Annotated in this window: 11 protein-coding genes; 6 read left to right on the top strand and 5 right to left on the bottom strand. The window is 73.7% G+C overall.

Going from position 1 to position 13,830, the window contains the following annotated elements; translation table 11 throughout:
- Window positions 1–55: 55 nt before the first annotated feature.
- Complete coding sequence (locus tag ACFCY1_RS40770) at window positions 56–1,528, bottom strand: purine-cytosine permease family protein (RefSeq protein WP_375877774.1); 1,473 nt, start codon at window positions 1,526–1,528, stop codon at window positions 56–58.
- Between the two features lie 227 nt (window positions 1,529–1,755).
- On the opposite strand from ACFCY1_RS40770, the gene ACFCY1_RS40765 reads away from it, so the two are divergent.
- Window positions 1,756–5,271 carry a hypothetical protein gene (locus ACFCY1_RS40765; RefSeq protein ID WP_375877773.1) on the top strand — a complete coding sequence of 1,172 codons (3,516 nt, stop codon included), beginning with the start codon at window positions 1,756–1,758 and terminating at the stop codon, window positions 5,269–5,271.
- A 28-nt stretch (window positions 5,272–5,299) separates the two neighbouring features.
- Here ACFCY1_RS40765 and ACFCY1_RS40760 read toward each other — a convergent pair whose 3' ends face one another.
- Window positions 5,300–5,902, bottom strand: a complete 603-nt coding sequence (locus tag ACFCY1_RS40760; RefSeq protein ID WP_375877772.1) for an ArsR/SmtB family transcription factor — start codon at window positions 5,900–5,902, stop codon at window positions 5,300–5,302.
- A gap of 90 nt (window positions 5,903–5,992) precedes the next feature.
- Here ACFCY1_RS40760 and ACFCY1_RS40755 point away from each other — a divergent pair, with 90 nt between their 5' ends.
- Window positions 5,993–6,994, top strand: a complete 1,002-nt coding sequence (locus ACFCY1_RS40755; RefSeq protein WP_375877771.1) for a S41 family peptidase — start codon at window positions 5,993–5,995, stop codon at window positions 6,992–6,994.
- 51 nt (window positions 6,995–7,045) lie between these two features.
- On the opposite strand, the gene ACFCY1_RS40750 is transcribed toward ACFCY1_RS40755, so the two are convergent.
- Window positions 7,046–8,284 (bottom strand): serine hydrolase domain-containing protein, encoded by a 1,239-nt coding sequence (locus tag ACFCY1_RS40750; RefSeq protein WP_375877770.1) that lies wholly within the window; start codon window positions 8,282–8,284, stop codon window positions 7,046–7,048.
- Window positions 8,285–8,480: 196 nt separating this feature from the next.
- Here ACFCY1_RS40750 and ACFCY1_RS40745 point away from each other — a divergent pair, with 196 nt between their 5' ends.
- Window positions 8,481–9,017: a DUF1707 domain-containing protein gene (locus ACFCY1_RS40745; protein WP_375877769.1), complete on the top strand. Its 537-nt coding sequence runs from the start codon at window positions 8,481–8,483 to the stop codon at window positions 9,015–9,017.
- Between the two features lie 28 nt (window positions 9,018–9,045).
- Here ACFCY1_RS40745 and ACFCY1_RS40740 read toward each other — a convergent pair whose 3' ends face one another.
- Window positions 9,046–10,641, bottom strand: a complete 1,596-nt coding sequence (locus tag ACFCY1_RS40740) for an FAD-dependent monooxygenase (protein WP_375877768.1) — start codon at window positions 10,639–10,641, stop codon at window positions 9,046–9,048.
- Window positions 10,642–10,731: 90 nt separating this feature from the next.
- Here ACFCY1_RS40740 and ACFCY1_RS40735 point away from each other — a divergent pair, with 90 nt between their 5' ends.
- From ACFCY1_RS40735 to ACFCY1_RS40725, 3 genes are all read left to right on the top strand, one after another.
- Entirely contained in the window at window positions 10,732–11,304 is a 573-nt protein-coding gene (locus ACFCY1_RS40735) for a CGNR zinc finger domain-containing protein (protein ID WP_375877767.1), read from the top strand.
- A gap of 84 nt (window positions 11,305–11,388) precedes the next feature.
- On the top strand, window positions 11,389–11,598 hold the full coding sequence (locus tag ACFCY1_RS40730; RefSeq protein ID WP_375877766.1) for a hypothetical protein: 210 nt from the start codon (window positions 11,389–11,391) through the stop codon (window positions 11,596–11,598).
- Window positions 11,599–11,976: 378 nt separating this feature from the next.
- The gene (locus ACFCY1_RS40725) at window positions 11,977–12,342 is read left to right on the top strand and encodes a hypothetical protein (RefSeq protein ID WP_375877765.1); all 366 of its coding nucleotides are present in this window, start codon (window positions 11,977–11,979) and stop codon (window positions 12,340–12,342) included.
- Window positions 12,343–12,708: 366 nt separating this feature from the next.
- Here ACFCY1_RS40725 and ACFCY1_RS40720 read toward each other — a convergent pair.
- The coding region (locus ACFCY1_RS40720) for a polymorphic toxin-type HINT domain-containing protein (RefSeq protein WP_375877764.1) at window positions 12,709–13,830 on the bottom strand (1,122 nt) is incomplete at its 5' end.

Below are 13,830 nucleotides of genomic sequence, written 5' to 3'. Positions count from 1 at the left end.
CAGGGTCGGCTCGGGTGAGCCGACCGCCGGGCGGTCCGGGGGCGTGGTCGTGCGGTCAGACGGTGGCGGCCTGCTCAGCGGCCTGCTCGGCAGGCTGCTCGTCGGTGCCGGAGGTGTTCTCCCGGGGGGTCGGGAGCACGGCCATGATCACGCCGGAGATCACGATGGTCGCCGCCCAGGCGAGCCCGTACTTGCCGACGAAGGTGCCGGAGAACGGGCCGGCGAACCAGTCGCACTTGGTGAAGGCGAGCCCGGCCAGCAGCGCGAGCACCCAGGAGACCATCGCCTGCCAGCAGAAGCCGCCCGTGTACCAGTAGCGGCTCTTCCTGCTGGTGTCCATGAGCGCGGCGGCGTCGTAGCGCACCGCGCGCGAGCGGCGCCGGTACATGTCCACCGCGTAGACGCCGATCCAGGCCGAGAAGGAGACGGCGAGCAGGATCAGGAAGGTGATGAACGAGCCCAGGAAGCTCTTGGCGACCAGCATCAGCAGCAGGCCGCCGACCAGCGAGATCACGGCGTTGATGCTGACGGCCATGGCGCGCGGCAGCTTCACGCCCATGGTCTGCGCGGTGAAGCCGGCCGAGTACATGGAGAGGCTGTTGATCAGCAGCATGCCCACGATCGCGGTCAGCAGGTAGGGCACGGCCAGCCAGGTCGGCAGCAGGTCGCCGAGGAAGGAGACCGGGTCCGCGGCCTCGGCCAGGCCGGGCGAGGCCACCGCCATCACGGCGCCCATCAGCACCATCGGCACCATGACCAGGCCGGCGCCGGAGACCGTCACGCCGACGATCTTCCGGCCGGAGGCGGCGTGCGGCAGGTAGCGGGCGAAGTCCGGGCCGGTGGGGACCCAGCTGATGCCGCCGGCCGCGATGGTGCCGATGCCGGCGATCATCATCGCGGTGGTGCCCGCGGGCTTGGAGAAGACCTCGCTCCAGTTCATGGTCGCGACCAGGTAGCCCAGCACGAGCACGCTGAAGACCCCGAAGAGGTACGTCGACCAGGTGTTGCAGACGTTCAGCGCCTTCCGGCCCATGCCGGAGACCAGGAAGGTGCAGGCGACGAAGGCGAAGAGCGTGATCACGATCAGCGCGGTGTTGCTCTTGACGCCGAAGACCAGGTCGAGGACGGTCAGCACGGCGTAGGCGCCGGTGACGGCGTTGATCGTCTCCCAGCCGAACCGGGCGATCCAGAGGATCGCGCCGGGGAAGAGGTTGCCGCGCACCCCGAAGGTGGCCCGGGAGAGGGTCGCGCCCGGGGCTCCGCCCCACTTCCCGGAGACCGACAGCACGCCGACCATGCCGAACGAGATGAGGGCGGCGCACGCGGCGACGACCAGGACCTGCCAGAAGTTCAAGTGGTTGAACACCACCAGGGCCGCACCCATGGTGAGGAGCAGGACGCTGATGTTCGCCGCGACCCAGGTCGGGAAGAGCTCGCGGACTCTGCCCCGGCGCTCGTGGTCGGGGACAGGCTCAATGCCGCGGGTCTCGATCGCGCCGTCGTTGGCGTCGGTGGACGGATTGTCCATGAGGGTGGCTCCGTGCGTGTGAAGCGGGAGGTAAATCGGTCAAATAAGATATTTGTGGAACTCTTCGCGCGTAGCGGGAGTCGAATCATCCTACTTTGTTCTGGACGCAGAGCGGTTGGCGCGGGTGCTCGCCGGCGGCGGTCGGCGCACCCGCCTCCCGGCCCCGCGGCCGGTCCGCCCGGAAAACCCTGCGACCGCGGGGGCGGGCGGCCTGTTGAATGGCCCGCATGTCCAGTGCACCGCACAGCCCGGCCGAAGCCGTCGACCACCTCCTCGCTGAGCTCGCCCCGCTCGCCCACCCCGCCCGGATGCGGCGCCTCGCCGCCTGGACGAAGGAACGGGCAGCGGAGGGACCGAACGAGGGCGACGGACCGGAGCGGTTCGGCCCGCTGCTGGCGGAACTCGACAAGCGCGGCGCCTACGGCCGAGGGCTGGCCGGAGTCGCCGCCACGATCGCCGGGGACGGCGCCTTCGTCGCCGCGCGGCTCACCGATCCCGACCCGGCGGTCAGCCGCCAGGCCCTGAAGGCCGCACTCCACCTGCCGGTCGCGGACGAGCTGCTGGCCGCGGCGATGGCCGACGCGCCCGCCGTCCTGCGCCACCGGCTCACCACCTTGATCGTCGCCCGCGGGCGCACCGCGCTGGCGGAGCGGCTGCTGCTCCCCGTCCGGCAGGCGTGGGGGGACGCGGCGGCGGCCCGGCTGCTGCCGGGCTGCGGGCCCGAGACCGTCGCCCGGTACCTGCCCGGGCTGTTCCTCGCCGTGACGCGCTGGAGCATCCTGGCCCGCCGCCACCCCGACCTGCTGCTGGACGAGGTGGCCCGCCAGCTCGCCGAACTGCCCGAGCCGGCCCGCCCCGCCTGGTGGCAGCGCAACGCGGACGTCCTGGCGGCCGCCGCCGGGCACCGACCGGAGCGGGTGCTGGACCTGCTGGAACGCCACTGCCCCACGTGGTTGCCGCAGCCGGTGCAGGGGTGCCTGGGCCGGTTGCTGACCGCCGCGCCCGGCCGGACCATCCGGTTGATCACGCCGCCCGAACGCGCGGCCACCGCGTCGATCTCCCGCAGCGCGCTGACCCGGGTCGCCCGGTTCGACCCGCCCGAGCTGCCGGACCTCGGCCGGGCCTGGAGCACCGCCCCGATCTGGCTCGCCCGGCTGCTGCGCGCCCTGCCGCCGTCCCGGCGCGAGGCGTTCTACGACCTCGTCACGGCGGACCGGGACCTCAGCCGCAGCGAGCTGTCCGGGGCCGTGCTCGACGCGCTGCCCCGCCGACGGGCGCAGGCCGAGGCCCGGCGGATGGCCGCGCAGGCCGCCGAGCGCGGCGCCGCGTGGTCGGTCGTGCTGGCCCACGTCGCCCACCTGCCGGTGGCCGAGGCCCGGCCGCGGCTGCTCGCCGCCACCCGGCGGCCGGCCGCGGAGGACCGGGCGCTGGCCTACCCGCTGCTGGTCCGCAACGCGGCCCGGTCGGGCGAGCCGGCCGCCGTCGGCGAACTCCTCGACGACCTGCTGCGGCTGCGCAACGAGCAGGATCCGGTCCGCTCCCCGGCCCTGGTCGCGCTGGCCGAGGTCCCGCCCGCGCTCTTCCGGGGGGAGGCGGCGGCCGCCGCCCTCGGCCGGATCGTCACCGACGCCGTCGAGGCCCGGGACACCTCCTGGCAGACCCGCGGAGCGCTCTCGCACCTCGCCCTCGCCGTCCTGCGGGAGCACGCGGTGAGCGGTGAACAGCCGCTGCTGGGCTGGGCCCTGGCCGCCCCGCGGCAGCTCTCCGGGATGCTCGGCAGCGTTCCGCTGGGCCGGCTGGACACCGTGCTCCGGCGCGGACAGGAGGCACAGGTCTTCGAGGCGCTGCGCCCGTGGCTGGCGGCCGGTGCGGACCGGGTCGACCACACGCTGACCTTCGCCCTGGCCGGAGCCCTGGGCCGGCGTGCCCACCACCTGCCCGAACTGCAGGAACTCCTCTGGGAGGCCATCCAGTTCGGTGACAACGCGACCTTCATCCAGGCCGTCCGGTACTGGCTCGCGGACCCGGCCACCCGCGGCGAGCGGGTGGCCCGGGTGCTGGAACTGGAACCGTCGGCCGCCGTCCTGCCGCCGGTGCTCCGGGTGCTGGCCCGCGGGCGCACCGACCTGCTGGACACCGTCCTCGCCGACACCCCGCCGTACGGGCGCTTCCTGGCGGCGGGGACGCACTGGCTGCCGCCGGTCGACGGGATCGAGGGCTGGACACCCGGGCAACAGGCCGCCGCCGCAGGCCTGTTGGCGGCAGCCGCGGCCGACGCCTCGCTGCCCCGGCAGGTACGGGCCGGACACCTGCGCACCGTGGTGGCGGTCCCCGAGCGCGGCTTCGCCACCGTCCGGCCGTACGTCGACTCCCCGGACACCGTGCTCGCCGAGGCCGCGCTCGGAGCCCTGATCTGGACCGACCGGCCCGCCGAGGCACTGCCCCTGCTGCTCGCCCAGGCCGGGAACGACCGGGCGCGGGTCGCGCTGTACGCGGCCGGGCGGGCCGCCGGGTTCGTCGCGCCGTCGCGACTGGCGGACATGCTGCGGGCGGTGCTGCTGCCGGCGGCGGACGGGGCCGCGGAAGCCGGCGGCGGTGGGGCCGGCGGCGGTGGGGCGAAGGTCACCAGCCGGAAGGAACTGGTGCGGCTGGCCGCCCGACTGCTGCCGGTGGACACCGCAGGCGCACTCCTCGCCGAGGCCCACGACCTGCCCGGCCAGCGCCGCGACGTCCGGGCTGCGGTCGTGGCCGCCACCGTCGACCTGCTCCCCGCACCCGCGGCCTGGCGGCTGCTCGAAGACGCCGCGACAGGCGCCCCCGTGGCCCGGTCCGCCGTGCTGCGCACCCGGCCGCTGGACCTGCCGACCACCGACCGCCCCCGCTACGCCGCGCTGGTGGCCGGGGTGGCGAGCGGCGACGACCCGCACACCGCCCAGGTCGCGCTCGACCTGCTGGCCGCCTGGTCGCCCTGGTGCCCCGAAGCGGAGGAGCTGCTGCTGGCGGGCACCGTCGACCTCGCCAACCGCTCCTCCTGGCGGGCCGCCGCAGCCGGCCTGGCGGCTCTCGCCGTCGGCGGCACGGGCCGCCGGCTGACCGAGGCGCTGGCGCAGCTGCTGGCGAGCGAGGCGTCGGCCGCGGGAGCCCCGGAGCGGGAGGCCGGGGACGTGGACGTGGACGGGGATGGGGACGGTGGCGGTGGCGGTGGCGGCGGACTGGACGCGGCCGCCGACCGGGACCGGCCGGCCCGGCAGCGGATCGACCACCTGGTCTCCCGGCTCGCCGCCGGCGTGGCCGACCGCCCGTCGGCGGAGGGCCTGAAGGCGGTCGGCGAGGCAGCCGAACTCCTCTCCACCGAACCTGACTTCATACCCAAGGCCGTCCAACTCCTGACCGCCACACTGGAGTTCGACACCACCCAGGACCATCTCCTCGCCGAGCTGGACCGGTTGGCCGCCCTGCACAGTGACCGCCCGGTGCTGGCCGCCCGCACGGCCGAGGCCCTGCGGAGCCGGCTCAACATGCCTCGCCGCCCGGGCGACCCGGCGGTCCTGCACACCGTGACCGAACGGCTCGCAGTCCACGGCGGCCACACCCAAGGCCTGTTCGCGGTCGGCCTCGCCCACGCCCTGGGCCCGCGCACCGGCTGGCGCTCGCAGTGGCGAGCACTGCTCCGCACCCTGCGCCGCCACCCGCAGCCGGACGTCCGGGAGGCGGCCCTGGCGGTACGGACGGCGATGGAGTAAGAGAGCGGGGCCGGTAGGGGCGCGGCGGTCAGCCGTCGCGTCCGGCGGCCTGTTCGTAGAGCGCCACCAGGACGCCGTGCACCGGCTCGCCGGGCGGGGCCTCGTCGGCCTCGGCGACCAGGGCCTGGAGGGTGGCGCCGAGGCGCGCGGCCTGGTCGGCGGTCAGCCGCAGGTGCCGCAGGACCAGCACCGGCTCCTGCGGGGCGTTGGCGCACTCCTCGGCCACCGCCTTGAGCAGGGCGGTGGTCGGCCCGGCGTCGCGTCCGGCACCACGCTCCGTGACGGCGATCCGCCGGGTGGTGCGCTGGTAGAGGTGTTCGCTGCCGCCGCGCACCTTCCGGGTCTCCACGATGCGGACGACGCCGGCCTCCTGCAGCACCTTGAGGTGGTGCGCCACCGTGCCCTTGCGGCTGTCCAGCAGCGCCGCCAGTCGGCCGACCGTGGCGGGCTGCCCGCCGAGTGCCAGCAGCAGCCGTTGGCGCAGCGGGTGGGAGAGCGCCTTGTACTGCTGCGGGCTCTCGATGGTCAGCTCGTGGTCCTCGGGCTGCTGGTCCTCGGGTTGGTGGCCCTCCGGCTGGGGGTCGTGGGGCTCGTGCTCCTGGGGCCGGTCTTCCCGCTGCTGGTCGTCCATGCGTAAAGCGTCCAATTTTCTTGACGCTTTCGCAAGCCGCGTGCTCTACTCGTCGCGACCTGACCGAGCATCACCAGCGGGGGACAGCAGATGGCGCAGCTCCAGTCGGCCGAGATCACCGGGATCGTCACCGAGGTGAGCCGGCTCACGGCCGGGCTCTACGTCTTCCCCGAGATCGGCGAGCGGATCGCCCGGGGCCTCGACGACGCGTTGTCCAAGGGCCGCTACCACCAGTCCGGCGACCCCGAGACGCTCGGCCGGCTGGTCACCGAGGACCTCCAGTCCGTCAACGGCGACGGCCACCTGCGGCTGAAGTTCCACCCGCACGCGATCCCGACGGAGCAGGAGGACGGCGCCGTCCTCGCCGAACTGGCGCGGGCCGCCGACCTCTCGCTCGGCGGCGTACCCCGGATCGAGCGGCTGGAGGGCGGCGTCGCCCTGCTGAAGCTCGCGCCGATCCTCTTCCCGCTCGACATGACCGGCGACTCGCTGAACGCCGCGCTCGGCCTGGTCGCGCGGGCCGAGGCCCTGGTCCTGGACCTGCGCGAGTGCGTCGGCGGCGACCCGTACACGGTCGCCCACATCTGCGGCCACCTCTTCGACGGCCCGACCCACCTCAGCACGATCTACGACCGCGAGGAGGACGCCGAACGGCAGTTCTGGAGCCCCGCGCCGGCACCCGGCCCGCGCTTCGGCGGCAGCAAGCCGCTCTACGTGCTGATCAGCGGGGCCACCTTCTCGGGCGGCGAGGCGCTCGCGTACGACCTCCAGCAGCGCGGCCGCGCCGTGGTGGTCGGCGAGGCCTCCGGCGGCGGCGCCAACCCCCGCCGGGGCTTCACGCTCCACCCCCACCTGGAGGCCACCATCCCGACCGCCCGCTCGATCAACCCGGTGTCCGGCGGCAACTGGGAGGGCACCGGCGTCATCCCGGACACCGCCACCGACCCGGCCCGGGCCCACGAGACGGCCCACCGCGCCGCACTGGCCGACATCGCCCGGCTCGGCGGCGACACCCCGTCGGCCGAGGAGGCCCGACAGGCCCTCCACGGCCGGGCGGACGACCACCCCACGCCGCCGGACGCCCGGCTCTGACCTCCGGCCCAGGCATCGGGCGCTGCGTCGGTTCTGCGTCCCGGGAGTGGTTCAGTGTCCGGGGGTGGCCCCGCACGCGGCCGTGGTGAGGAAGGCCGTCACCGCGGACTTGGCGGCGCGCGGGTCGGAGCGGTCGTACGGGTTGTGGGAGAGCACCAGTTGGCGTCGGCCGTCGGCGGTGCCGGCGACCATCGTCGAGTAGCCGGGGAGGTCTCCGCTGTGACCCCAGAACACGCCGCAGGGAGTGTCGAACCGGGCCAGCCCCAGCCCGTATCCGCGTCCTGGGCCGGCGTCCGTCGTCCTGGTCATCTCGGCGAGTTCGGCGGGCCGCAGCAGCCGGCCGTCCAGCAGGGCGGCGATGAAGCGGTTGAGGTCGGCGGCGCTGGAGATGCCCTGCCCGGCGGCGCCCATGACGGACGGGTTGAGTTTGGTGACATCCACCGGCCCGGTCGAGAGCTTCACATAGCCGTGCGCGTGGGGGCCGGGCAGCCGGACGGAGCGGCCGGGCATGCCGGTGTCGCGCAGTCCCAACGGCTGGATGATCCTCCGGTCGACCTCCTGTTGCCAGGGGTGGCCGGTGACCTTCTCGACGAGCAGGCCGGCGAGCAGGTAGTTGGTGTTGGAGTAGTGCCAGCCCTGTCCCGGTGGGAAGTACGGAGCGTTGCGGTTGGCCAGTGCGAGCAGGTCGGCCGGCTGGTAGGTCTGCCAGCGCGGTCCCGCCAGCCAGTCGAGGTACTGGGACTCGTCCTGGGGATCCAGGCCGGGCGCATCGGTGTAGTTGTACAACCCGCTGGTGTGGTCGAGGAGTTGGCGGACGGTGATGGCCGAGCCGTTCGGGACCGCGCCGGGCAGGTGACGGTCGATCGGGTCGTCCAGGCCGATGCGCCGCTCGGCGGAGAGCTGGAGCAGGACGGTGGCGACGAAGGTCTTGGTGACGCTGCCGATCCTGAACCGGGCGTGCTCGGGTACCGGCGTGCCGGTGGCCAGGTCGGCCACGCCGGCCCGCCCGCGCCAGATGGTCCGCCCGTCCTGCCGGACCTCGCCGACGGCTGCCGAGGAACCGGTGTCGACGATGCCCTGGAGCGTGGTGCGCAGTGCGGTGGCCTCGGCGCTTCCAGTCGCCAATGTTCCCTGCTCGCCCGCCGGTTGGGCATCGACCGGCAGGCGGCCGGGGGGTGCGGCGAAGCTCGGGGCGGCACCGGCGCTGAGCAGGGCGGCGGCGGCCAGGAGCGCGGCCGCCGAGCGGAGGCCGCGCCTCAGGGTGCGCGGAGGTGTCGTCACGTCGGGCATGGGCTGCTTCCCTCCCGGGGCAGGCGCGCATCGCCGCCCCCGTACCGAGCGTGCCGGAGGGGTTCCCGCCCGGGCATCCACCGAAGGTGCCGCGCCGTGTCCTCCCTGGGACTGGTCGGGCCAGTTGGGCGTCGCCCTGCGGGCTGAGCCGGTCCTACACCGCGGCCCGCCCCCGGAGCGGGACTAGAGTAGGACGGTGACCGCTCTGCCGGACAACCTGCCGATCAACGACGTTGAACGCGACCATGCCGTGGAGCGCCTGCAAGAGGCGTTCGCCGAAGGGCACATCTCACGCGAGGAGATGGACGACCGTCTCCACCAGGTGCTCACCGCGAAGACGCGTTCCGACCTCGCGCCGCCCCTGGCCTCGCTCCCCGAGCCGGACCAGGGAGCGGTCCCGACCATCGCCGCCGTCAGCGGGCGCCTGGTGCGCCGCGGCCCCTGGCGGGTTCCGCGCAGCTTTCAGGTGGCGTCGGCCTTCGGGCGGGTGCACTTGGACCTGTCGGAGGCGGTCATCGAACATCCGGTGATCGACATCGAGTTGGGGCTCGGTACCGGCAGTGCGAAGATCACCGTCCCGCGCGACGCCGTCGTCGACATCGACGGCCTCCAGGGAGGTTGGAAGGACGTGCGCTACACGCCTCCCCGCCGCTCATCCGCGGGCAACCCGACGATACGGATCACCGGGACCACCGGCTTCGGCCGTCTGAAGATCCGGCACGCCCGCAGCTGAGCGGTGTTGTCGTCGAGGTCGGTGGTCCTTACGGCTGGACCGAGGGGCTCGGCCGTTCCGTTGCGGACAGCAAGCGCCGCAGGATGGTGAGCAACTCGCCGTCAGTGGCAGGCAGTTGCCGCGCCCGCCAGGCGATGTGGCCGTCCGGGCGGACGAGGGCGGCGCCGCCGGTGGTGGCGGGAAGGCCGGTGGCGCGGGCCCAGTCGGGGGGCGCCAGGGTGTGCACGGTGACCGGCAGTCCCGCCGCTGTCGCGGTGTCCGCCTGGTGCTGCCAGCCGGCGTCCTCCGTGGCCGTGGTGAACAGGGTGAAGCCCGGCCCGACCAGGTCGAGGGTGGATGTGGCTGCGGCCCCGGGCGGGCCGGGGAGGTGGAGGTGGGGGAGGCGGGTGCCGGGCGTGCCGTCGGGGTGTTCGCGGTCCGGATCCAGGGGTGGCCGCTCCGGGGTTGTCGGGTCTGGGAGGACCGCCGTCGAGCGGTAGGCGGCGGTGAGCAGCAGCTCGTCGTCGATCCGGTACCCGGCGCGGGCACGGGAGTTGGCGAGCGAGATGTCGATGACCTGCCGGGCCGCCGGGCGCCGCTCGGCCTCGTAGGTGTCCAGCAGGGCCTCGCCGGCCGTCCCGGCGGTGACCGCCGCGAGCTTCCAGGCGAGGTTGTCCGCGTCGCCGATGCCGGTGTTCATGCCGTGCCCGCCGGTCGGCGGCACCACGTGGGCGGCGTCGCCCGCGAGCAGCACCCGTGCGCGGCGGTAGGCCCCGGCGAGGCGGGCGTCCATCCGCCAGGTCATCGTGTCCTGGACGGTGACGGCCAGCCCGGGCAGTCCGGCGGCCTCCCGGACCAGTCGGGCGATTGCCCGGTGGTCACCCAACAGGGCGTCGATGCCCGGGAGTTCGGGGTCGTACGGGTACTGGTAGATCCACCGGCGGTCGTTGTCGACGGCGAGGAAGCCGCCGCGGCCCGGTTCGGTGAGGAAGTACGAGGCGCTGGCGCGGTCGGCCACCACCCCGCCGAGCGGTGCCTCGAAGCGGATACTGAGGAAGTGGCCGAGGCCGGTCGGCCCCGCCATCTCGATGCCGGCCGCCGTGCGGACGGTGCTCGACGCGCCGTCGCAGCCGACCAGCCAGTCGGCGCGCACGGTGTGGCGCTCGCCGGTGGTGCGGTCCTCCAGCAGGGCCTGGACGTGTCCGTCCCGCGGGGTGAGGGAGAGCAGGCGGGTGGCGAACCGGACGCCGTCCGGGGCGAGTTGGCGGGCCCGTCGGAGCAGGACGGCCTCCACGGCGTCCTGGGAGCAGATCAGCCCGGGGGCAGGGGTGCGCTCGGCGTCCTCCGTCGTGCCGGCCGCCACGCCGGTGCGGACGAAGTCCGGGTCGACCAGGCTGCGGCCCCGGTAGAAGAACACCTGCGAGGCCGGGAGGCCGGCCCGCCGGACCTCCTCCTCCAGTCCGCACCGCCGGAAGACCTCCATCGAACGCGCCGACACCCCACGGGCCTTGGGGTGGCGCGAGGTGTCCGGGTGCGCCTCGACCAGCAGGTGCGGCACGCCGTGGCCGGACAGCAGGATGGACAGGGTCAGGCCGACCGGGCCGCCGCCGACGATGAGCACGGGTGTGGTCCCGGGGTATCGCATGCCACCACTCCTCAGTAACGCCTACTGGGTCATTTTGACGTTACCATGGTCCGGACGGCACCCTCCCAGACCTCGCGAGGCGACCCCCCCATGGCGCAGTCCCAACCCCAACCCCAGCCCCAGTCCCGGCTCCAGGACGGCGACGACGGCAACCCCCGCGGCCTCCACTTCCTCACCGACCTCGCGAACACCGTCCGCGAAGACCCCGACACGGGCGCCGCCGAACTCCAGGCCCTCCTGGACCGCCACGGCGGCCCGCCCCTCCGGCTCACCGACGCCGACGCCCACGAACTGCGCCAGGCCACCGCCAAGGTGACCGCCGTCCTCGAAACCGACGACCCGGACCACGCCGCCGACCTGATCAACACCCTGCTCGACCGCCACCCGCCCCGCCCCCGCCTGGTCCGCCTCCCCGGCCGGCCCTGGTCCCTGCACACCCGCGCCCCCGCCGACGCCGGCCTCACCCACTGGCTGCTCTCCACCGCCGCCCTCGCCCTCGGCCTGTGGCTCAGCGAACGCGGCACCTGCGCCTGGGGCCGCTGCGCCGCCCCGGGCTGCGGACGCTTCTTCATCGACACCGGCCGCCGCACCCCACAGCGCTACTGCACCCCCCGCTGCGCCACCCGCGTCCGCGTCGCCGCCCACCGCGCCCAGAAGAGCTAGAGGACTGGTGCTGACCGCCGGGTCTACGCTGCCGCCGGAGGGCCCCTGGAGGGTGGCCCGCACAGAGCGAAAGTGAGGGCCGCCATGGCCGGGCGACACCGCCGCCCCCCGCAGCCGGAGCTGCCGCCGGACTCGGACGGCCGGCTCCGGGCCATCGCCGAGCAGCGGGCGGTCGTCGAGGACGGCATCGCCGTGTTCGACGGCTCGGGCGTCCCGTACCTGTACCGCACCGTGTACGAGCCGGACGGCACCGTGCGGCAGACCCTCGTCAGGATCGATGCCGGGCCCCTGTGACCGGCCCGCCCGGCCGGGAGGCGTCAGCGGAACGGACCGCCCGGAGACCCGCTCACCGTCGGCCCCGGTGGCTGTCCGGCACCCAACTGGCGAACCTCGGGTCGAGGTTCGCGCACGTGGACGACCGTCCGACCTCACCCCCATGGTGCGGGACGTACCCCTTGGGGCGCCCTTACCACCCCGGTGCCGCAGGGGTGGACCGCCGCCGCTCGTGGCCGACTCCGTCGTTGACGACGGTCGTTCGAATACGTCACGCTCGGTGGAACGCCGAGGGCGGGTGCCGGTCGTGCCGCGCTCCGTGCGCCGCCGCCGATGTCCTGCCGCCCCGCCGCCCCGGCCTCCGGATGCCCACCGTGAACCCCGTGTGGAGGTACCGCCATGTCCAAGCGCCGTCTCGCCGTCCACGGAGCCGCCGTCGCCGCTCTGACCCTCGCCGCCGTGCTGCTCCCGGCCGTCGGCGCCCACGCCGCGCCGCCCGCCGACTCGTGCACCCAGAACTGGAGCATCAGCTCCGGCGAGGGCTACGCCAACGGCAAGTGGTGCAACTACAACTCCAAGGTCGTCGGCACGGTGCACGACACCAAGGCGGACGGCCGCTGTCCGTACGTGCGCGGCACCCTCTCCAACGGCGGCCACGTCGACAGCGACTGGGCCGGCGGCAAGGGCAAGTCCCGCGCCATCACCCTCTACGCGCCCTCGGGCACCCACATCACCGGCCTCAGCATGCGCTACATCGGCTGCTGATCCCGACCGGGAGCGACTCCCCGGCCCCCTCCGATCTCGGAGGGGGCCGACGTGCCACCACCGGTGACGGGTCCAGCGGAGCACCTATACGGAGGCCGACTCCCGGAGGTCCTCAGTCGGGACCCGACCGTCCCGCACGGTGATTGCGCGATCCTCCCGACACGTCCGTCACTTGTGCCACCTGTCAGGACCAGCAGGAGCCCGCCAGAGCGGACTCTGGCGGGCTCCTGGGACCGATCGGAAATCGAGCGTGCGGCGATGGCGGCTTCGAGCACGTTCCCCGAGCCTAGGCGGACAATCCGTCGCGCCCGGAGTTCGGGCGCATGGTCAGCAGCTCAACGGCCGTGCGTTCGGAGGGGGTTCGTCTCAGTCGAAGGGGCTCGTCGTCTCGACCCCGTTCTCGTACCACTTCACGCGGTCCCGCACCTCCTTGGGCGACTCCCTGATCATTTTCAGCTCCCAGGCCGTCCAGTGCCTTGAGGGGTCTGCGAGGTCGCCGAACTTCTCGGCCCACTCCCGGGCGTTCGCCTTCCCGATCTCGTCGAGGTTGAAGAAGATCTCGGTCTTCTTCCCCGGAGTGAGCGCCTCGCGGACGGTCTCCATCCAGTTCGTGCCCCTGGGGAAGTCGTGGTACGACTTCGCCTTGATGGCATCCGACTTGGCGAATGCGTCCAGAATGAGCTTGCCGTCGTCGTCCACGGTGACACCGAGGGCGAGCCGCTTCGGGCAGTAGTTCTTCGCGTTGTGGACCAGGACCGGCAGGTCGCCGGCCTGCACGTAGTACGTGTGGAGGTCGTCGACGGTGAGGTTGTAGGCGGGCTGGAGGGTGTTCCAGTGTCGGACGTCCTCGATGCGCTGGGGCTGTCCGTCCGGGTTGCGCAGTTCGTCGCCGGTCTTGAGGTCGGCGGCGTCGGTCCACTGCTTCCGGTTCTCGGACCAGAAGGGGTGGTGGTCGGTGCTGGTCAGGGACTTCCCGGCACCCAGGGAGATGTCCGTGAAGTCGCGGTCGTCCGGGGTGTAGATGGTGTCCGTGACCCGGCGGGGGCCGGTCAGTCCGGTGGTGGGGTCGGTGGCGAGGACCTCGTCGCCGATCCGGACCGTCTCGATGGCGCGGGTGGAGCCGTCGGCCATCAGGACGCGGGTGCCGGCCGGGAAGCTGTTCAGCAGGCACTCGGTGGGGAGCCTGGTGACGAGCTTCTGGATGAACTCGACGGCCTTCTCGCCCCAGGAACCGAACTTCTTGGCCCACTGGGCGAGCTTGGCGACGGCGGCACCGTCGCCGATGAAGGGGATCGCGCCGATGCAGGAGGTGAGAGCCTCCGTGGTGCGGCCCTCGACGGCGTAGTAGGCGCAGTTGACGAGGTCGGCGATGTCGGCGAGGCCGGGGGCGATGACGCCGCCCGCGCCGCCGATGACGTCCAGGGTCAGGTGGACGCTCTCGGAGAACAGGTGGTAGAGGTAGCTGACGTTGTCGCTGTCCTCCTTCGC

The organism is Kitasatospora sp. NPDC056273, from assembly GCF_042268845.1.
Taxonomy (GTDB): Bacteria; Actinomycetota; Actinomycetes; order Streptomycetales; family Streptomycetaceae; genus Kitasatospora.
This window is presented reverse-complemented; position numbering and strand designations above follow the sequence as displayed.